Here is an 18779-nt window from a genome sequence, read left to right as displayed (position 1 = left end):
GCTTACGCCTCCGGGGCCTCGAACTTGGACGTACGGGTCATGCCGGCGGCCCGGCCCTTGCCGGAGATGACCAGCGCCATCTTGCGGCTCGCCTCGTCGATCATCTCGTCGCCGAGCATCGCCGAACCCTTGGCGCCGCCCGCCTCGGAGGTGTGCCACTCGTAGGCGTCCAGGATGAGCTCGGCGTGGTCGTAGTCGTCCTGCGAGGGGGAGAAGACCTCGTTCGCGGCGTCGACCTGGCCGGGGTGCAGCACCCACTTGCCGTCGAAGCCGAGCGCGGCGGCGCGGCCGGCGACCTCGCGGTACCCGTCAACATTCTTGATCTGAAGGTAGGGGCCGTCGATCGCCTGCAGATCGTAGGTGCGGGCCGCCATCAGAATGCGCATCAGAATGTAGTGGTAGGCGTCGGCGCCGTAGCCGGGCGGCTGCTCACCGACCACCAGCGACTTCATGTTGATGGAGGCCATGAAGTCGGCCGGGCCGAAGATGATGGTCTCCAGGCGCGGCGAGGCGCCGGCGATCGCGTCGACGTTCACCAGGCCCTTGGCGTTCTCGATCTGCGCCTCGATGCCGATCTTGCCGACCTCGAAGCCCATGGTCTTCTCGATCTGCGTCAGCAGCAGGTCGAGCGCGACGATCTGCTGGGCGTCCTGGACCTTCGGCAGCATGATGCAGTCGAGGTTGGGGCCCGCGCCCTCGACGACCGTGATGACGTCCCGGTACGTCCAGTGCGTGGTCCAGTCGTTGACCCGCACGACCCGCGTCTTGCCGGTCCAGTCACCGTTGTTCAGCGCGTCCACGATGGTGTGGCGGGCGCCTTCCTTGGCGAGCGGCGCGCAGGCGTCCTCCAGGTCCAGGAAGACCTGGTCGGCCGGCAGGCCCTGGGCCTTCTCCAGAAAACGGGGGTTGCTGCCGGGGACCGCGAGGCAGGAGCGGCGCGGGCGCAGACGGTTGACGGGGGTGCTCATGCGGGGACCTCCAGGGGGTCGAGCTTGTTCGCCTTCCGGATCTCGTCGACGATACGGCCGATGATCTCCGTGATACCGAAGTCCTTGGGTGTGAATACCGCCGCGACTCCGGCTTCGCGGAGGGCGGCGGCGTCGGCGGACGGGATGATCCCGCCGACGATGACCGGCATGTCATCCACGCCGGTGCGGTGCAGTCGGGCCAGTACGTCCGGCACCAGCTCGGCGTGCGAACCGGAGAGGATCGACAGCCCCACGCAGTGCACGTCCTCGGCGACCGCCGCCGAGACGATCTGCTCCGGGGTGAGCCGGATGCCTTGGTAGACCACCTCGAAGCCCGCGTCCCGGGCCCGTACGGCGATCTGCTCGGCGCCGTTGCTGTGCCCGTCCAGGCCGGGCTTGCCGACCAGCAGGCGCAGCTTGCCGCTGCCGAGTTCCTCGGCGGTCCTGGCGACCTTCTCGCGGACGGCCGCGAGCGGGGTGCCCGCCTCGGCGGCGACCGCCACCGGGGCGCTGGAGACGCCCGTGGGAGCCCGGAACTCGCCGAAGACGTCCCGCAGGGCCCAGGCCCACTCGCCGGTCGTGACGCCGGCGCGGGCGCACTCCAGGGTGGCCGCGAAGAGGTTGCTGTCGCCCGCCGCGGTCTTCTTCAGGACCGACAGCGACTCCTGGGCGCGTGCCTCGTCGCGGTTGTCCCGCCAGTCGTGCAGGGCCTTGACGACGCGCGCCTCGTTGGCGGGGTCGACGGTCATGATCGCGGTGTCGAGGTCCGCGGTGAGCGGGTTGGGCTCGGTCGACTCGTAGCAGTTGACGCCGACGATCTTCTCCTCGCCGGCCTCGATCCGGGCCCGCCGCTCGGCGTGCGCGGAGACCAGCTGCGACTTGAGGTAGCCGGACTCCACCGCGGCCATCGCGCCGCCCATCTCCTGGATCCGGTCGATCTCGGTCAGGCACTCGGTGACCAGGGAGTCGACCTTGGCCTCGATGACATGCGAGCCGGCGAAGATGTCCTCGTACTCCAGCAGGTCACTCTCGTGCGCCAGCACCTGCTGGATGCGCAGCGACCACTGCTGGTCCCACGGCCGCGGCAGTCCCAGCGCCTCGTTCCAGGCGGGGAGCTGGACGGCGCGGGCGCGGGCGTCCTTGGAGAGCGTGACGGCGAGCATCTCCAGCACGATGCGCTGGACGTTGTTCTCCGGCTGCGCCTCGGTCAGACCGAGCGAGTTGACCTGCACGCCGTAGCGGAAGCGCCGCTGCTTGTCGTTCTCGATGCCGTAGCGCTCACGGGTGATGCGGTCCCAGATGCGGCCGAAGGCGCGCATCTTGCACATCTCCTCGACGAAGCGGACGCCGGCGTTGACGAAGAACGAGATCCGGGCGACGACATCGCCGAACTTCTCCGCCGGCACCTGCCCGGAGTCGCGTACGGCGTCCAGCACCGCGATGGCGGTACTCATCGCGTAGGCGATCTCCTGGACCGGCGTGGCGCCCGCTTCCTGCAGGTGGTAGCTGCAGATGTTGATCGGGTTCCACTTGGGGATGTTGGCCACCGTGTACGTGATCATGTCGGTGGTCAGGCGCAGGCTGGGCCCCGGCGGGAAGACGTGCGTCCCCCGCGACAGGTACTCCTTGACGATGTCGTTCTGCGTCGTCCCCGACAGCTTGGTGATGTCGGCGCCCTGCTCCTCGGCCACCACCTCGTACATCGCCAGCAGCCACATGGCCGTGGCGTTGATGGTCATCGAGGTGTTCATCTGGTCCAGCGGGATGTCCTGGAACAGCCGTCGCATGTCACCGAGATGGGACACGGGGACCCCGACCCGGCCGACCTCGCCGCGGGCGAGGATGTGGTCGGGGTCGTAACCGGTCTGCGTCGGAAGATCGAACGCGACCGACAGACCGGTCTGGCCCTTGGCGAGGTTGCGCCGGTACAGCTCGTTGGACGCCTCAGCGGTGGAGTGCCCGGCGTACGTCCGCATCAGCCACGGACGATCCTTCTGACGCTCAGTCATTTGCGACCCGTATCTTCGTGGTTCCGACGTCCGACGCTCAGACGTTCCGGAACCGGTTGATGGCGTCCAGATGCTTCGCGCGCATCTCCTCGTCGCGCACACCCATGCCCTCCTCGGGCGCCAGCGCCAGCACGCCGACCTTGCCCTGGTGGAGGTTGCGGTGCACGTCGTAGGCGGCCTGACCGGTCTCTTCGAGAGTGTACGTACGCGACAGGGTCGGGTGGATCTTGCCCTTGGCGATCAGACGGTTGGCCTCCCACGCCTCGCGGTAGTTGGCGAAGTGCGAGCCGACGATCCGCTTGAGCGACATCCACAGGTAGCGGTTGTCGTATTCGTGGTTGTAGCCGGAGGTGGAGGCGCAGGTCACGATGGTGCCGCCCTTGCGGGTGACGTACACGGACGCGCCGAAGGTCTCCCGGCCGGGGTGCTCGAAGACGATGTCCACGTCCTCGCCGCCGGTCAGCTCGCGGATGCGCTTGCCGAAGCGCTTCCACTCGCGCGGGTCCTGGTTGTGCTCGTCCTTCCAGAACTTGTAGCCTTCGGCGTTGCGGTCGATGATCGCCTCGGCGCCCATCTTCCGGCAGATCTCCGCCTTCTGGTCGCTGGAGACCACGCAGATCGGGTTGGCGCCGCCGGCCAGTGCGAACTGGGTGGCGTACGAGCCGAGCCCGCCGCTCGCGCCCCAGATCAGGACGTTGTCGCCCTGCTTCATCCCGGCGCCGTTCTGCGAGACGAGCTGGCGGTAGGCGGTCGAGTTGACCAGGCCGGGCGACGCCGCCTCCTCCCAGCTCAGGTGCTTCGGCTTGGGCATCAGCTGGTTCGACTTGACCAGCGCGATCTCCGCCAGGCCGCCGAAGTTGGTCTCGAAGCCCCAGATCCGCTGCTCGGGGTCGAGCATCGTGTCGTTGTGGCCGTCGGAGGACTCCAGCTCCACGGACAGGCAGTGCGCGACGACCTCGTCACCGGGGCCCCAGGCGTTGACACCGGGGCCGGTGCGCAGCACGACACCTGCGAGGTCGGAGCCGATGACGTGGTACGGCAGGTCGTGGCGCTTGGTGAGCGGGGAGAGGCGGCCGTAGCGCTCCAGGAACCCGAACGTCGACACCGGCTCGAAGATCGAGGTCCACACGGAGTTGTAGTTGACGGAGGAGGCCATCACGGCCACCAGCGCCTCACCGGGTCCGAGCTCGGGCACCGGCACGTCTTCGATGTGCAGCGACTTGCGGGGGTCCTTCTCCTTGGACGGCACGTCGGCGAACATCTCGGCCTCGTCCTTGTGCACGGTCACCGCGCGGTAGGACTCGGGGATGGTCAGCGCGGCGAAGTCGTCGCTGGTGGTGTCGGTCGCGAGGATTGCGTCCAGGATTTCGTTCACGGTGTGCCTCCGGCGAGTGGGATCTCCCCTGCTCGCGGGGCCCCTGCTCGACGGGAAGCCGAGAGCGTGGGGCGGGGCCGAGAGCTCGGGGAAGCGTTGAGGGAAACGCTTGGGTTTGAACGTCGGGGGTGGTGCGGAGGTGGTGCCGTCGGTTCGGCCGGGTGGCTCCGTTTCCTCGGCTCCCGCTGTTCTCGCGGGGCGTCGGTCGCGGCGCCTGGCAGCGCTGGTGAGCGCAGTGGTGCCTGGTGACGCAGGCATCCGGGCGAGCAGCCACGGGTGGCTTGCTGGGACAGCCGGCGCACGAAGGTGCACTGCGCGCCGGCCGCCCGGACACACTCAACGTATGACACCGCGTGCCACTCGACAAGACACTGAGTGCCATTAATTTCTCTCAGATGTCATCCGGTGGGCACGCATGAGCAACAGACCCCCCTGGGGGAGGGCCTGGCATCGCTCTTCGTGTGCGAATGAGTGCGCCGGGTGGGCATGGGTGGGTTAGCCCATACGGGTCGCGACGCGGTGGAGTTGCCTCAGCGAGGGGATGCGGGCCCGCGCGTCTCGCCGAAGGAGGTGCGGGAGGGCGTCCTGAGGGTCGTCGCGGGCCTCGTCAGAGGCTGCCGATCGGCAGCGGCCGTGTGGCGGCGGTGCGGCCGTCGTCCGGTCCGCGGCGCTCGCGTTCTTCTCCCTGCCGCGAAGAACGCGAGCGGATCGGGTGCGTCAGCGCGGCACCGGATCAGTGCTCAGTTGCGGTCCTTGATGGCCTTGCGGATGGTGCGCATGACCTCGTCCAGCGGGGCGTCGGTCCGTGCCACCGCGACCAGGACCTCGCCCTCCCGCGAGACGGCCGCCGGAGGGGTCTCACCGGCCGAGCTGCGGCCCGCGCCGATGCCCGAGCCGAACGTCTCCCGGACGATCTCGAAGGCGTGGTCGAGCTGGGCCTCCACATCGCCCTCGGCGCCCGCCCGCAGCCAGCGCCGCAGTACATGGTTGTGCGCGGTGACCACGGCGGACGCGGCGACCTCGGCGAGCAGCGGATCGTCGTCGCCCTCGCGGTGCGCGCCCTCGTCGAAGTGGCCCAGGAGGTAGCGCGTGAACAGTCGCTCGTAGCGGGCCACCGAGGCGATCTCCGCCTCGCGAAGGGTGGGCACCTCGCGGGTGAGGCGGTAGCGGGCCACGGCCACAGTCGGGGAGGCCGCGTACATCCGCATGACTTCCTTGATGCCGCGGCAGACCGTGTCGAGCGGGTGCTCGTGCTGCGGCGCGGCGTCCAGGACTGCCTCGGCGCGTACGAGGGTGTCGTCGTGGTCGGGGAAGATCGCCTCTTCCTTGGAGCGGAAGTGGCGGAAGAAGGTGCGCCGGGCGACGCCCGCGGCCGCCGCGATCTCGTCGACCGTCGTCGCCTCGTAGCCCTTGGTCGCGAACAGTTCCATCGCCGCAGCTGACAATTCGCGGCGCATCTTCAGCCGTTGGGCGGCGGCGCGGCGGGTGCCGGGAGTGCTGGTCTCGGGTGAGTCGGTCGACGGCGTGCGAGCGGGCTGGGACATGTGGGGACGGTACTGCATGTTTACGCGGCCTGCGGCATCGGCTGCCGTCTGCGTCCCCCTGACCTGGGGCGGGCCGCCGGCTGGTGCCAGCAGTCCGCCCCACGTTCCCCCGTCTTTCGACGGGGGATGTCCCCACCCGTCAGCGCCGGGCGTACTCACGGAAGCCGCGGCCGGTCTTGCGGCCGAGGCAGCCCGCGGCGACCAGGTGCTCCAGCAGCGGCGCCGGGGCCAGCCCGGGGTCGCGGAACTCCGCGTGCAGCACCTTCTCGATGGCCAGCGAGACATCGAGTCCGACGACGTCCAGGAGCTCGAAGGGCCCCATCGGGTATCCGCCGCCGAGCTTCATGGCCGCGTCGATGTCGTCCAGCGTCGCGTAGTGCTCCTGGACCATCTTGATCGCGTTGTTCAGGTACGGGAACAGCAGCGCGTTCACGATGAATCCGGCACGGTCGCCGCAGTCCACCGGGTGCTTGCGGACCTTCGTGCAGACCGCCCGCACGGTGGCGTGCACCTCATCGGCCGTCAGGACCGTACGCACGACCTCCACCAGCTTCATCGCCGGCGCCGGGTTGAAGAAGTGCATCCCGATGACGTCCTGCGGCCGCGAGGTGGCGCGGGCACAGGCCACGACGGGCAGCGAGGAGGTGGTGGTGGCCAGGACGGCGCCCGGCTTGCAGACCTTGTCCAGCGTGCCGAACAGCTGCTGCTTGACCTCCAGGTCCTCGGCGACCGCCTCGACGGCGAGATCGACGTCCGCGAAGGCGTCGAGCGAACCGGCCGGGGTGATCGCCGCGAGGGCGGCGTCCCGGGCCTCCGGGGCGAGCCGGCCCTTGTCCACCGAGCGGCCCAGCGACTTGGTGATCCTGGCCTTGGCCTTCTCCGCCTTCTCCAGGCTGCGGGCGGCCAGCACGACCTCGAAGCCCGCCTTCGCGAAGACCTCGGCGATGCCGCTCGCCATCGTCCCTGACCCGGCGACGCCGACGCTGCGCACGCTGCGGCCGGCAGCGGCCTCATCGGCCGCTGCGGGAGTCTCCGCGTCCGGCACCACCTCGCCGCTGCCCGGCTCGGCGTAGCTGTAGAAGCCGCGGCCCGCCTTGCGGCCGGTCAGCCCGGCCTCGGCCAGCTGCCCCAGGATGGGCGCCGGGGCGTGCAGCCGGTCGCGGGAGTCGGCGTACATCGCCTCCAGGACCGTCCTCGCGGTGTCCACGCCGATCAGGTCGAGCAGGGCCAGCGGCCCCATCGGCAGCCCGCAGCCGAGCCGCATCGCGGCATCGATGTCCTCGCGGGTGGCGTACTTGGACTCGTACATCGCGGCGGCCTGGTTGAGGTAGCCGAACAGCAGGCCGTCGGCGACGAATCCCGGGCGGTCGCCGACCGCGATGGGGTTCTTGCCCAGGTCCCGGGCCAGTTCGGTGACGGCGGCGACCGCGGTCGGCGCGGTGAGCACCGAGGACACCACCTCGACCAGCTTCATCGCCGGCGCGGGGTTGAAGAAGTGCACGCCGAGCACCCGCTCGGGGCGTCGGGAGTCGGCGGCCAGCCGGGTCACGGACAGCGCGTTGGTGCCGGTGGCCAGGATGGCCTCCGGCCGCACGATGTCGTCCAGCGCGGTGATCACCTGCCGCTTGAGCTCGTAGTCCTCCGGCACCACCTCGATGACGAGGTCGGCGTCCGCGGCGGCCTGCAGGTCCGAGAAGGTGCGGAAGCGGGCGAGGATGTCCTGCCGCTCCCGCTCGGTGATGCGCTCGCGCTCCACGGCGCGAGCGGTGGAGGCCGCGAGGGAGGCGACGGCGTGCCGGGCCGCGGCTTCGTCGGTGTCGATGCCGACGACCTCGCGGCCGGCCCGGGTGAGCACCTCGGCGATACCGGTGCCCATGGTGCCGAGACCGACGACGGCCACGGTGGAAAGGGACGAGGGGGAGACTTCAGTTGAGAGGTCCGGTGTGGACTGAGTGCCCATCGCGAGACTCCAGAGAGTGTTCCCCTGAGGCAGGGGAGAGGTGACGACTGAGGGTGAGTCCGCGGACGCGGGCAGCAATGCGCAACGGCGGGAGGCGGCGGTGAGCCGCTGGGGGCCGAAGCGCTGCGGGAGCGCCGGCGGGAAGGGAGGCGGGGCGGGCCCTGTCCCGGGGCCGTGCCGTGTTCTCCGTACAGGTGTCGTGCTGTGCGGTGCCGAACCGATGTCACTCATGGCGGCTGCGTCACCAGGCCGCCCGAGCAGGGGTGCCGCTCGTTCCAGCAGGTTAACCGGTGGGTAACCGGAGCGCCAGGGGTAGTCGGGGTCATTAGGCTGTGGCGCAGGCCACGTCGCACGGACCGGGGTGGCCCGGCGGGAGGGGAGCGACAAATGGAAGAGGAATTCCACGAGTTGACGGACCGGGTGCGGGCCGAACTCCGCTCCCCACAGGATCTGGTCGCCTACGAGCGGCTGCTGGGGCTGGCCCGCAAGAACACCCCGGCGGCCCGGGAGGAACTGGCCCGGGTGCTGGTGGCCGTCGAACGCCCCCTGTGGGCCAGGGAGATCGCCGCCTTCGTCCTCGGCTGCGCGGGCGACAAGCGCGCCTTCGAGACGCTGGTGCTGCTGCTGAACTACCGCGACCCGGTGCGCTGCGCCACCGCCGCCCACGCCCTGGGCCGGCTCGGCGACCCCCGTACGGCCCGCGCGGCAGCCGCCCTCGCCACCAATCCGCTGCGCACCGCCTACGCACTGCATCCCGTACGGCTGCTGGCCGAGCTGCGCGCGCCGCAGTCCGTACCGGCTCTGGTCGCGACGCTTGAGCGGCTGCTCACCCCGCACAACCCGTACTGGCGGGTGGCGCTCGCCTGCGTCGAGGGCCTCGGGGCGCTGGGCGACCGGCGGGCCGTCCCCACCCTCGCCGCTGCCGCCGGGCACCCGAGGCTGGCGGCCGCCGCGGCGGCGTCACTGGCCCGGCTGGGGGTCCAGGAGGACGCGGCGACGACCGCGCCGGGCGACGCCGGTGGCGGAGGGGGCGGCGAGGACGGCCGGGTTCACGCACCCCGCCGTGGTGACGGGGAAGCGGTGCACGGCGATCCGGCGGACGGTGGCCCGGCCGCCGAGGCCGACGGGCGCCGGTAGCGCAGCTCGGGGACGCGCTCGCCCCCGACCTCGTACGCCTCCTCCGAACCGTCCGGCAGGAATCCGGCCCGTTCGTAGAACCGCCGGGCGCGAGCATTACCGCGGACCACCCACAGATAAAGGGTGCCGAATCCGGTGGCGCGGGCGCGCTCCGTGGCGGCGGTCAGCAGGGTGCGTCCCACTCCGGTGCCGATCAGGGCGGGCGTGACGTAGAGGGCGAGGAGTTCCCCCGCGCCCGGCCCGCTCCCGGTCAACGCGCCCTCGGGCGGGGCGATATCGGGATCGCGGGCCGGCCCGACGCAGGCCCAGCCGACGACCGCGCCGCCGCGCTCCGCCACCAGGTCGGACATCTCCGGCGGTCGTTGCCCGAACCACGAGCGCCGCCGTTCCGCGTCGGCCCTGACGCTCATCGCGTCCAGATATGCCTGCGGCATCAGCCCGCGATACGCCGCCTGCCAGCCGCGTACCCGGACCGCCGAGACCGCGTCGATGTCCGCCTCGGTCATCTCGCGTATCCGCATCCCGTCCGGCGGCTGCGCCGGCATCCGCTCCACAGACCCCGTCATGTCCCAGAGCGTAGGAGACGGGTCAAGGCGTATTCCGCGCTCCGCCGCTCTGCCGGGAGCGGTATTTGACCTTGCCCCAGGAGACAGGGTTCGACACTCCCGGCATGGACAGCACCTCGCAGGCCGCGCCCGACGCGCCCCGAACCCAGCGCAGAATCGTCATCGTCACCGGTGCCGGCACCGGCATCGGACGAGCCACCGCCCGCGCCTTCGCCGCCCAGGGGGCGTGCGTGTTGGCGGTCGGGCGCCGCGCCGAGCCGCTGGCGGAAACCGCGGCGCACGGCACCGGCGACGGCGAGATCGTTCCGTACGCCGCGGACATCACCGGGGACGGCGCGCCCGAGGAGATCGTGCGTCACGCGGTCGAGATCTACGGCCGGCTGGACGTGCTGGTCAACAACGCCGCGGTGGTGGGCAGCGGGGCTCTTGGCGCCTTCAGCAAGGAGGGGATGGCCCCGCTCCTGGCGACGAACCTCGTCGCGCCGGTCCTGCTGACCCAGGCGGCGGTGCCGCATCTGGAGCGGACCGGCGGAGTGGTGGTGAACATCAGCACCTCGGTCGGTCAGCGTGGCTGGCCCGGCAACTCGGTATACGCCGCGACCAAGACCGGACTCGAACTCCTCACCCGCAGCTGGGCGGTGGAGCTGGCACCGCGCGGTGTACGGGTGGTCGCGGTCGCCCCCGGCGCGATCGAGACCCCCATCGCATTCCACCAGGGATGGTCCGCGGAGCAGCGGGCGGCGGTCCGCAGGTGGCAGATCGAGCACACCCCCATGGGGCGGGTCGGCCGCCCCGAGGAGGTGGCCTGGGCCGTCACCGGGCTGGCCGCGCCGTCCGCGTCGTTCGTGACCGGGGTGATCCTGCCGGTCGACGGGGGAGCGGTGGTCGGCTGAGCGGGCCGCCGCCGCCGACCGGGGCAGGAGGCGGCACCGGGCGCCCCGACCCGCCACCGCCCTGGTAGAAACGGTGCCGGAGGGGGAGGTGGTCCGTTTGCGGATCGGGGAACTGGCCCGGCTCACGGGCGCGTCGCCGCGGGCCCTGCGCCGGTACGAAGTCGACGGCCTGATCCATTCGGAGCGGGCGGCGAACGGCTATCGCGTCTATGACAGCCGTGCGGTCGTCCGCGTGCGGAACATCCGGCACCTTCTGGCAGCCGGACTCACGCTCGCTGACGTCCACTGCTTCGCCACCTGTCTGGACGGCGACATGACCACCGCGCCGCCCTCGGCCGAGGGACTGCGGATCGCCCGGGAGCGGCTCGCTGTCATCGATGCGCGGATCGCCGCCCAGACCGAGGCGCGCGACCGGCTGGCGCGCGCCCTGGACGCGACTGCGTCCGCACCGGCGTAAGACCGGCAGAGGCTCGGAGCGGGCCAACGGCGCTCAGAGCAGGGTCAGTTGGGTGGGCTCCGGCGCGGCCGCATCCTGACCGGCCGGCTCCGGCGGCGGAATGCGGCGGGCCTCACCGGAGCGGGCGGGGCCGATGCCGTATTCCGTGGCGAGTTCGTGGACCTGGCGGGTGATGTGGCGCTGGTACCACTTCGGGGCGTACGAGCCGCCGGCGTACATCGCCTCGTAGCGCGGCACCAGCTGCGGGTGGTGGTGCCCCAGCCATTCCATGAACCACTCCCGGGTGCCGGGCCGCAGATGGAGCACGAGCGGGGTGACGGAGCCGGCGCCGGACTCCGCGACGGCCCGGACCGTGGCGCGCAGCTGGTCCGGCGCGTCGCCGAGGAACGGGATCACCGGTGCCATCAGCACACCGCACGGGATGCCGTGCGCGGTGAGGGTGCGCACCACGTCGAGGCGGCGATCCGGTGCGGGTGTGCCGGGCTCGACCGTGCGCCACAGCTCGCGGTCGAGGAAGCCGACGGAGACCGAGATGCCGACGTCGGTGACCTCGGCGGCCTGCCGCAGCAGCTCCAGGTCGCGCAGGATCAGCGTGCCCTTGGTGAGGATCGAGAAGGGATTGGCGTGGTCGCGCAGCGCGCCGATGATGCCGGGCATCAGGCGGTAGCGGCCCTCGGCGCGCTGGTAGCAGTCGACGTTGGTGCCCATCGCTATGTGCTCGCCGCGCCAGCGGCGCGCGGTCAGCTCGCGGCGCAGCAGATCCGGGGCGTTGACCTTCACCACGATCTGGGAGTCGAAGCCGAGCCCGGTATCCAGGTCGAGGTAGCTGTGCGTCTTGCGGGCGAAGCAGTACACACAGGCGTGACTGCAACCCCGGTAGGGGTTCACGGTCCATTCGAACGGCATCCGGGAGGCGCCCGGCACCCGGTTCACGATCGAGCGGGCCCGCACCTCGTGGAAGGTGATTCCACGGAATTCGGGGCGGTCGATCGTCCGGCTGACGATGTCCGTGCCGAACAGCGCGGACGGGCTTTCGCCCAGATTGTCCCAGCGCATCGGGCCTCCTCCTGAGTGCTGCCGAGCCCCCGTTCCTCATAATAGAACAGGTGTTCCCTTGGTGGCTGTCAACCCCGAATTTGGGCGTGCCGCCCGGTGGTGGTTGGCTTGGCGGCGCACCGCAGGACCGGCAGCCGATACTGGAGGAAGACACACATGGGTCAGGTCGAGGCCACCACGCAGCGCGAGATCGCGGCGGACCCGGAGGACGTGTTCGACGCGCTCGCCGACTACAGCGGCACGCGCCGGCAGCTGCTGCCCGAGCACTTCAGCGAGTACGAGGTCCGCGAGGGTGGCGACGGCAAGGGCACCGTCGTCCACTGGAAGCTCCAGGCGACGAGCAAGCGGGTGCGGGACTGCCTGCTGGAGGTCGACGAGCCGACCGACGGCCAGCTCGTGGAGAAGGACCGCAATTCCTCCATGGTGACCACCTGGGTCGTCACCCCGGCCGGCGAGAAGCGCGCCCAGGTCGTCGTGACCACCACCTGGCAGGGTGCCGGTGGCGTCGGCGGCTTCTTCGAGAGGACGTTCGCGCCCAAGGGTCTTGGCCGGATCTATGACGCGTTTCTCGCCAATCTCGCCACCCACATGGAGAAGTGAGCGTCGCGCCGGCCGCTCCGTAACCCTTTCGGGGCGCCGGCATGCTCACCGGTTCGGGTGGTTTCCGAAGCGCCGGGGTGTCCTGCCCGCGTCAGGCCCGTTCGACAGAAACCCCTGATGGGGGCCCAATAGGCGCCCCGGGCAACGTACTTGGTGCCCGTCCCGCCCCGCACCCTCCGATTCGCCGCGCTTGATCCCTGTTGTCGCCCAATGCGAGAAATGGGCGGCGGCAGCAGGCGTGACGAGGGGAGCAGTACGTGGGCGGGACCACCCTGACCGAGCGGGACGAGCGGGCCGATCCGCCTGCTTCAGGCACTCCGGCCGACCCGGCGCGCGAACGGGACCCCGATAGCGGGGAGATCGCGGCGCGGGCGCCCGTCCCGGTCCGCACCGGCGCCGGGCCGGCCGCGACGGACGACGATTCCACGACGGCGATCCCCGGCGGCGCTCCGGTCCAACTCAGCCCCCGCCGGGTGCGGTTGGTCTTCGTCGGCCTGATGCTGACGCTGCTGCTCGCGGCGCTCGACCAGACCATCGTCGCCACCGCCCTGCCGAAGGTCGTCGGCGAGCTGCACGGTCTGGACAAGATGTCCTGGGCGGTGACGTCCTACCTGCTGGCCTCGACCATCGGCCTGCCCCTCTACGGCAAGCTCGGTGACCTCTTCGGCCGCAAGCCGGTCTTCGTCTTCGCGATCCTCGTCTTCATCGTCGGCTCGGCACTGGCCGGCTGGTCGCGCTCGATGGACGAACTCATCGTCTTTCGCGCCGTCCAGGGCGTCGGCGGCGGCGGTCTCATGATCGGCGTCCAGGCGATCATGGCCGATGTCGTGCCGCCCCGGGAGCGCGGCCGCTACATGGGCCTGATCGGCGCCGCTTTCGGACTGGCCTCCGTCGCCGGGCCGTTGCTCGGCGGCTTCTTCACCGACCACGCCTCCTGGCGCTGGTGCTTCTACATCAACGTTCCGTTCGGCTTCCTGACGCTCCTCGTCATCGCCGTCGTCCTGAAGCTGCCCAAGCCCGTCGGCCGGCCCAAGCTGGACATCGCCGGTGCGCTGCTGCTCGCCGTGTTCTCCACCTGCCTTGTGCTGCTGACCAGTTGGGGAGGTACCGAGTACGCCTGGGGCTCCCGGGTCGTTCTCGGGCTCGGCGCCGGAGCGCTCGTCTCGGCTCTGCTGTTCCTCGTCGTCGAGCGCTTCGCCGCCGAACCGCTCATCCCGCTGCGGCTGTTCCGCGACTCGATCTTCAACCTCACCGGGCTGATCGGCGCCGTCGTCGGCGTGGCGCTCTTCGGGGCCGCCAGCTATCTTCCGACCTTTCTCCAGATGGTCGACGGCGCGACCGCCACCGAGTCGGGGCTGCTGATGCTGCCGATGATGGGCGGCGTGGTGATCGCCTCGATCGTCTCCGGCCAGCTCATCAGCCGTACCGGCCACTACAAGGTCTTCCCCCTCCTGGGCTGCGCGGTGGCCGCCGAGGGCATGTGGCTGCTGTCGCGGATGGAACAGGACACCTCGCGGGGCGTCTACAGCCTCTGGATGGGCATCCTCGGCCTCGGCATCGGCTTCGTCATGCCGGTGCTCGTACTGGCCGTGCAGAACTCCGCACGCCCCGCCGACCTCGGCACCGCGACCAGCGCCAACAACTACTTCCGGCAGATCGGCGGCAGTGTCGGCGCGGCCGTCTTCGGCACCCTCTTCGCCAACCGGCTCGCGGACGGGCTCGGCCGCGAACTGCCGCGCGACGCGCGGCTGCCCGACCCCGAGTCGATCACCCCGCAACTGGTGCACGAACTGCCCGCCGCGCTGCGCGAGGGCTACATCACCGCGTACGCGCAGGCCATGCCGCGGATCTTCCTCTACCTCGTGCCGGTGCTCGTCCTGGGCTTCCTGCTCGCCCTCTTCCTGAAAGAGAAACCCCTGGTGTCCCACGCCCCGCAGACCTCGCAGGCCCCCTACGCCGATCCGGACGCCCCCGCCGTGCCGCAGGCGCGTTCCGCCCCGGGCGCCGACACCGCTCCGGCACCCGCCGGGTACGGCCCCGCGCCGGACTCCTACGGCTCGGCGACCACCTACGCCCACGCCAATGCCTACGCCGCCACCGGGCAGCCCCCGGCGATGGCCGGCATCCCGGTGTGCGGAACCGTCCAGCACCACGACGGCACCATCGTTCCGCGCGCCGCGCTCACCCTCATCGACGTCGCCGGCCGGCAGATCGGCCGCGGCGCCACCGGCGAGGACGGGCGGTACGCGCTGAGCACGCCGGGCGCGGGCGCGTACGTGCTGATCGCCGCGGCGGGTGGGCATCAGCCGCAGGCGGTCAGCGTCACCGTCGGCGAGCGGCCGGTCGACCTGGACGTGGTCCTCGGCGGTGCCGGCCGCCTCGCCGGCACCGTGACCACCGGCGACGGCACACCGGTGCGCGACGCCATGGTCACCCTCACCGATGTGCGTGGCGACGTGGTGGCCAGCACCCGCAGCGGACGTGAAGGCGGTTATGTCATCGGGGAGTTGGTGGCCGGGGAGTACACCCTCGCCTCCAGTGCCCCGGCCTTCCGGCCCGCCGCGCTGCCGGTGACCGTCCAGGCGTCCCGCGAGACCCGTCAGGACATCGAGCTCGCGGGCGGGGCGGTGCTGCGCGGGACGGTACGCGCCGGCGGCGGGCGGCCGGTCGAGGACGCCAGGGTCACGCTGCTGGACGCGGCGGGCAACGTCGTCGACACCGCGACCACGGGCCCCGACGGCCTGTTCCGCTTCGTGGATCTGTCGGCCGGCGAGTACACCGTGATCGCCGCCGGTTACCCACCGGTCGCCACCGTCCTCCAGGTCGCGGGCGGCGGACGCACCGAGCGCGACCTGCAGTTGGGACACGAGGACTGACGTGCCACCCCGGGCGCGGAGGCGCGCCGCGCCCGGGGGAGTGGCCCGACCGGGGGCGCCGGCGCACCACCTCTTGGTGGACTGGGCCCTTGCATCTGCCGGCGGTTCTCACGCACGGCAGCGCGCCCGGCGCGATGAGCGATGCCGAGGTCCCGAGCTGCTGCGGTCCCATGGTCCGCGGGTGGTCGAGCGGGGCAGGCTGCCGCTGATGACCACCGAGTGCCGGGCGGGCGGCACCCGGATCGGGATTCCCACGAACTGGCTGGCGGCGGGGCCGGTCAACCGACCGGCCTCGAAATTCGCCACGTCGAGGCGGAGGCCCGCCCGGCCGGTGAGGGCGCCAACCGGGCGGGCACGGACCGGCGGGGCGGGGCAGGCCGTCAGGTGGTGAAGGCTCGTCCGTGGTGGGCGAGTTCGGCGTGGGGATCGCCGCCGCTGGTGCGGGTGGGATCGGGATGGATGAGTGCCCCGGCCAGTCGTGGGACGGCGTGCAGCAGGGCATGCTCGGCGGCCACGGCGACGTGGTGGGCGGCCGACAGCGGCAGTGTGCCGTCGATGACGACGGCGGCCTCGGCCCGCAGCCGGTGGCCTATCCACCGCATCCGCAACTCGCCCACCGCCAGCACGCCGGGGACCTGACGCAGGGTCTGCTCGGCGGTGTCGACCAGCGCGGGGTCCACCGCGTCCATGAGACGGCGGAAGACCTCCTTGGCCGCGCCGCCGAGAACCAGCAGGATCGCGGCGGTGATCAGCAGGCCGACGACCGGGTCCGCCAGGCGCCAGCCGATGGCGGCCCCGCCCGCGCCCAGCAGCACGGCCAAGGAGGTGAAGCCGTCGGTGCGGGCGTGCAGTCCGTCGGCGACCAGCGCGGCCGAGCCGATCCTGCGGCCGGTACGGATGCGGTAGCGCGCCACCCCTTCGTTGCCGAGGAAGCCGATCACCGCGGCGGCGGCGACGGCCGGGAGGTGGCCGATCTCGCGCGGGTTCAGCAGGCGGTCGATCGCGGTCCAGGCCGTGAACACGGCGGACGCGGCAATGGTGAGGAGGATGACCAGGCCCGCGAGGTCCTCGGCCCGGCCGAATCCGTAGGTGAACCGCCGGGTGGCGGTCCGCCGCCCCAACAGGAACGCGATGCCCAGGGGCACGGCGGTCAGTGCGTCCGCCGCGTTGTGCACGGTGTCGCCCAGCAGCGCCACGGATCCGGACAGCATCACGACCAGGGCCTGTGCCGCGGTGGTCAGGCCCAGGACGACGAGGGAGATCCACAGGGTGCGCATGCCCTCCGCCGAGGTCTCCAGCGCGGTGTCGACCTTGTCGGACGCCTCGTGGCTGTGCGGGGTGATCAGGTGCCGGATCCGGTGCGACCAGCGTGACCAGCGGCGCTGCGCGGGAGGGTGCTCCGCGTGCGGGGCGCCGCCGTGCCCGTGCCGGTGACCGAGGGGCCCATGGGAGTGAGGGGCGGCCCCGCCATGGTGGTGGCCGTCGGTAGGGGTGTGGCCGTGCGCCTCCCCGGACGGGCCCTTCTCCGGTACGTCGTGCAGGTCACTCGCGTCGTTCACTGCAGCTCCCACCTTCCGCTCCAGGGGTGCCGGTGGTGGACACCGGCACGCTCCTCCGACCATTATGTGCGTATGAGCGCACGCATGCACCTATCAGATGCGTACGGTCCGCAGGAGCGAGACGAAGGCGCTCGGCTGGCCGTGGCCGCCGAGGTGCTGGGCCTGCTCGCCGACCGCACCAGGCTGGCCCTTCTACGGCGTCTGGCGGAGGGCGAGGCGGATGTGAGCACCCTCACCGAGGCGTGCGGTGCGGCGCGCCCCTCTGTCAGTCAGCACCTCGGGCGGCTCCGCCTCGCCGGACTGGTCATCCATCGCAAGGAAGGCCGCAGGGTCGTCTACGCCCTGCGGCACGGGCATCTGCGCCGCCTGGTGGAGGAGGCGCTGAGCGTGGCCGACCATCAGCTCGGCCATCTCCCGCCGCACGACTGACCCCACCGGCCGTGCCGCCGTGCGGGCGGCTGGGCAGGGCCTCTCACCTCGGCCTTCCCTCGCCGGGGTTGGTGAATGTCACAGCCCAACGAGGCCGGCAAATCGGACATTTCCACCCAGTTTTCGAGGGTGCTCGCGAAGGGGCCGCGTAGGGTCGTCAGTGGCGATGAACGCAGCCGAGAGCCAGGAACAGATCGAGGCCGGCCCGCGTTCAGCGACTTCCGAGGCCCCGCACAGGCGCCCGGATCGACCGGTACGCCGCACCCCACTTCGCGGAACGACGCGCAACGAGGCGTGATGAAGTGCGGCGGCGAAGGCGGCAGCAGGACAGCAGCCACGGCGCGGAACGCCGGCTCGTCACCGGTCGCGCGAGGTCCGGCACCGGACCTGGCGACACCCAGCGGCACGGAAACGGAACGGTTCATGCACGCATCACGGATGAGCCGCGGCACGCGCCGCGGGCTGGCCGCGCTGGTGGCGGCCGCCGCCTTGCTGGCGGCCCTCGGCACCGTCTTCACCATGACGCGCTCCTCGGCAGCCCCGGCCACGCCGACCACCGCCAGCGCCGCGGTGGGCGGCGCGAAGGTCGAGTGCACCTCGAAGAAGCCGGGCCTGGCGCCCGAGCTGTCCCGGGACATCGCCCACGCGCTGCACGGGCGCCAGGGCGCGGCGGCGCTGGCCGTCTACGACCGGGACACCGGGACGACCTGCGACTACAAGGCCGGTACCGCCTTCGACTCCGCGAGCGTGGTGAAGGTCACGGTGCTCGGTGCGCTGCTCCGGCAGGCCGACGAGGCGCACCGGAAGCTGACGCCCAAGGAGGTGGAGCTGACCACCGCGATGATCACCAAGTCGGACAACGAAGCGACCTCCGCGCTCTGGCGGCAGATCGGGGAAGACGGGATCAAGCAGTTCCTCTCCCTGGCCGGAATGCGGCACACCGTGCCGGGCGCCGACGGCGCCTGGGGCCTCACCCAGGTCACCGCGAGCGACGAACTCAAGCTGATGGAACTGCTGACCCGGAAGAACACGGTGCTCAGCGCGCACGCCCGCGGCTACGCGCTCGACCTCATGGAGCGGGTCGCCCCCGACCAGCGCTGGGGCACACCCGCCGGAGTGCCCGGCGGCACCACGACGCACGTGAAGAACGGCTGGCTGCCACGCGAGAACAACGGCTGGCGGGTGCACAGCGTCGGCGCCTTCACCGGCGGTGGGCACGACTACGGCATGGCCGTCCTCTCGCAGGGCAACCGCACCATGGACTACGGCGTCGACACCGTCGAGGAAGCCGCCGAGGTCATCCACCGGGATCTGGCCGAGGCCGGCTGACCGTCGGCCGTCCGGGCCGGG

General features: G+C 71.5%; 15 protein-coding genes. 7 read left to right on the top strand and 8 right to left on the bottom strand.

Going from position 1 to position 18779, the window contains the following annotated elements; all coding sequences use genetic code 11:
* Window positions 1-2: 2 nt before the first annotated feature.
* From ACH4FH_RS09180 to ACH4FH_RS09160, 5 genes are all read right to left on the bottom strand, one after another.
* Entirely contained in the window at window positions 3-968 is a 966-nt protein-coding gene (locus tag ACH4FH_RS09180; protein ID WP_398555116.1) for an HpcH/HpaI aldolase/citrate lyase family protein, read from the bottom strand.
* Entirely contained in the window at window positions 965-2977 is a 2013-nt protein-coding gene (locus ACH4FH_RS09175; RefSeq protein ID WP_398555115.1) for a protein meaA, read from the bottom strand. The genes ACH4FH_RS09180 and ACH4FH_RS09175 overlap by 4 nt, the downstream gene beginning before the upstream one ends.
* A gap of 37 nt (window positions 2978-3014) precedes the next feature.
* Entirely contained in the window at window positions 3015-4352 is a 1338-nt protein-coding gene (ccrA, locus tag ACH4FH_RS09170; RefSeq protein WP_398555114.1) for a crotonyl-CoA carboxylase/reductase, read from the bottom strand.
* A gap of 740 nt (window positions 4353-5092) precedes the next feature.
* Window positions 5093-5896: a TetR family transcriptional regulator gene (locus tag ACH4FH_RS09165; protein WP_398555113.1), complete on the bottom strand. Its 804-nt coding sequence runs from the start codon at window positions 5894-5896 to the stop codon at window positions 5093-5095.
* Window positions 5897-6035: 139 nt separating this feature from the next.
* Window positions 6036-7856: a 3-hydroxyacyl-CoA dehydrogenase family protein gene (locus ACH4FH_RS09160; RefSeq protein ID WP_398555112.1), complete on the bottom strand. Its 1821-nt coding sequence runs from the start codon at window positions 7854-7856 to the stop codon at window positions 6036-6038.
* A gap of 387 nt (window positions 7857-8243) precedes the next feature.
* Between ACH4FH_RS09160 and ACH4FH_RS09155 the strand changes: the two genes are divergently transcribed.
* Entirely contained in the window at window positions 8244-8993 is a 750-nt protein-coding gene (locus tag ACH4FH_RS09155; protein ID WP_398555111.1) for a HEAT repeat domain-containing protein, read from the top strand.
* On the opposite strand, the gene ACH4FH_RS09150 is transcribed toward ACH4FH_RS09155, so the two are convergent.
* The gene (locus tag ACH4FH_RS09150) at window positions 8906-9499 is read right to left on the bottom strand and encodes a GNAT family N-acetyltransferase (protein WP_398555223.1); all 594 of its coding nucleotides are present in this window, start codon (window positions 9497-9499) and stop codon (window positions 8906-8908) included. The two genes, ACH4FH_RS09155 and ACH4FH_RS09150, sit on opposite strands and share 88 nt — an antisense overlap.
* A 164-nt stretch (window positions 9500-9663) precedes the next feature.
* Between ACH4FH_RS09150 and ACH4FH_RS09145 the strand changes: the two genes are divergently transcribed.
* Both ACH4FH_RS09145 and ACH4FH_RS09140 read left to right on the top strand, forming a co-directional pair.
* The gene (locus ACH4FH_RS09145; protein WP_398555110.1) at window positions 9664-10452 is read left to right on the top strand and encodes an SDR family NAD(P)-dependent oxidoreductase; all 789 of its coding nucleotides are present in this window, start codon (window positions 9664-9666) and stop codon (window positions 10450-10452) included.
* 97 nt (window positions 10453-10549) lie between these two features.
* Window positions 10550-10909 carry a MerR family transcriptional regulator gene (locus ACH4FH_RS09140; protein WP_398555109.1) on the top strand — a complete coding sequence of 120 codons (360 nt, stop codon included), beginning with the start codon at window positions 10550-10552 and terminating at the stop codon, window positions 10907-10909.
* Window positions 10910-10942: 33 nt separating this feature from the next.
* On the opposite strand, the gene ACH4FH_RS09135 is transcribed toward ACH4FH_RS09140, so the two are convergent.
* Complete coding sequence (locus ACH4FH_RS09135) at window positions 10943-11965, bottom strand: Rv2578c family radical SAM protein (RefSeq protein WP_398555108.1); 1023 nt, start codon at window positions 11963-11965, stop codon at window positions 10943-10945.
* A gap of 156 nt (window positions 11966-12121) precedes the next feature.
* Between ACH4FH_RS09135 and ACH4FH_RS09130 the strand changes: the two genes are divergently transcribed.
* Both ACH4FH_RS09130 and ACH4FH_RS09125 read left to right on the top strand, forming a co-directional pair.
* A complete protein-coding gene (locus ACH4FH_RS09130) occupies window positions 12122-12565 on the top strand; it encodes an SRPBCC family protein (RefSeq protein ID WP_398555107.1) in 444 nt (147 codons plus the stop codon).
* Between the two features lie 257 nt (window positions 12566-12822).
* Entirely contained in the window at window positions 12823-15441 is a 2619-nt protein-coding gene (locus tag ACH4FH_RS09125; RefSeq protein WP_398555106.1) for an MFS transporter, read from the top strand.
* A 380-nt stretch (window positions 15442-15821) separates the two neighbouring features.
* On the opposite strand, the gene ACH4FH_RS09120 is transcribed toward ACH4FH_RS09125, so the two are convergent.
* Complete coding sequence (locus ACH4FH_RS09120; protein ID WP_398555105.1) at window positions 15822-17000, bottom strand: cation diffusion facilitator family transporter; 1179 nt, start codon at window positions 16998-17000, stop codon at window positions 15822-15824.
* 72 nt (window positions 17001-17072) lie between these two features.
* Here ACH4FH_RS09120 and ACH4FH_RS09115 point away from each other — a divergent pair, with 72 nt between their 5' ends.
* Window positions 17073-17429 (top strand): ArsR/SmtB family transcription factor, encoded by a 357-nt coding sequence (locus ACH4FH_RS09115; RefSeq protein ID WP_398555104.1) that lies wholly within the window; start codon window positions 17073-17075, stop codon window positions 17427-17429.
* Window positions 17430-17867: 438 nt separating this feature from the next.
* Window positions 17868-18758 carry a serine hydrolase gene (locus tag ACH4FH_RS09110; RefSeq protein WP_398555103.1) on the top strand — a complete coding sequence of 297 codons (891 nt, stop codon included), beginning with the start codon at window positions 17868-17870 and terminating at the stop codon, window positions 18756-18758.
* Window positions 18759-18779: the final 21 nt, after the last annotated feature.

This window comes from Streptomyces sp. NPDC017993 (genome assembly GCF_044328065.1).
GTDB lineage: Bacteria > Actinomycetota > Actinomycetes > Streptomycetales > Streptomycetaceae > Streptomyces.
The sequence above is the reverse complement of the archived record's forward strand: the minus strand, read 5'-3'. Positions and strand labels throughout refer to the sequence as shown.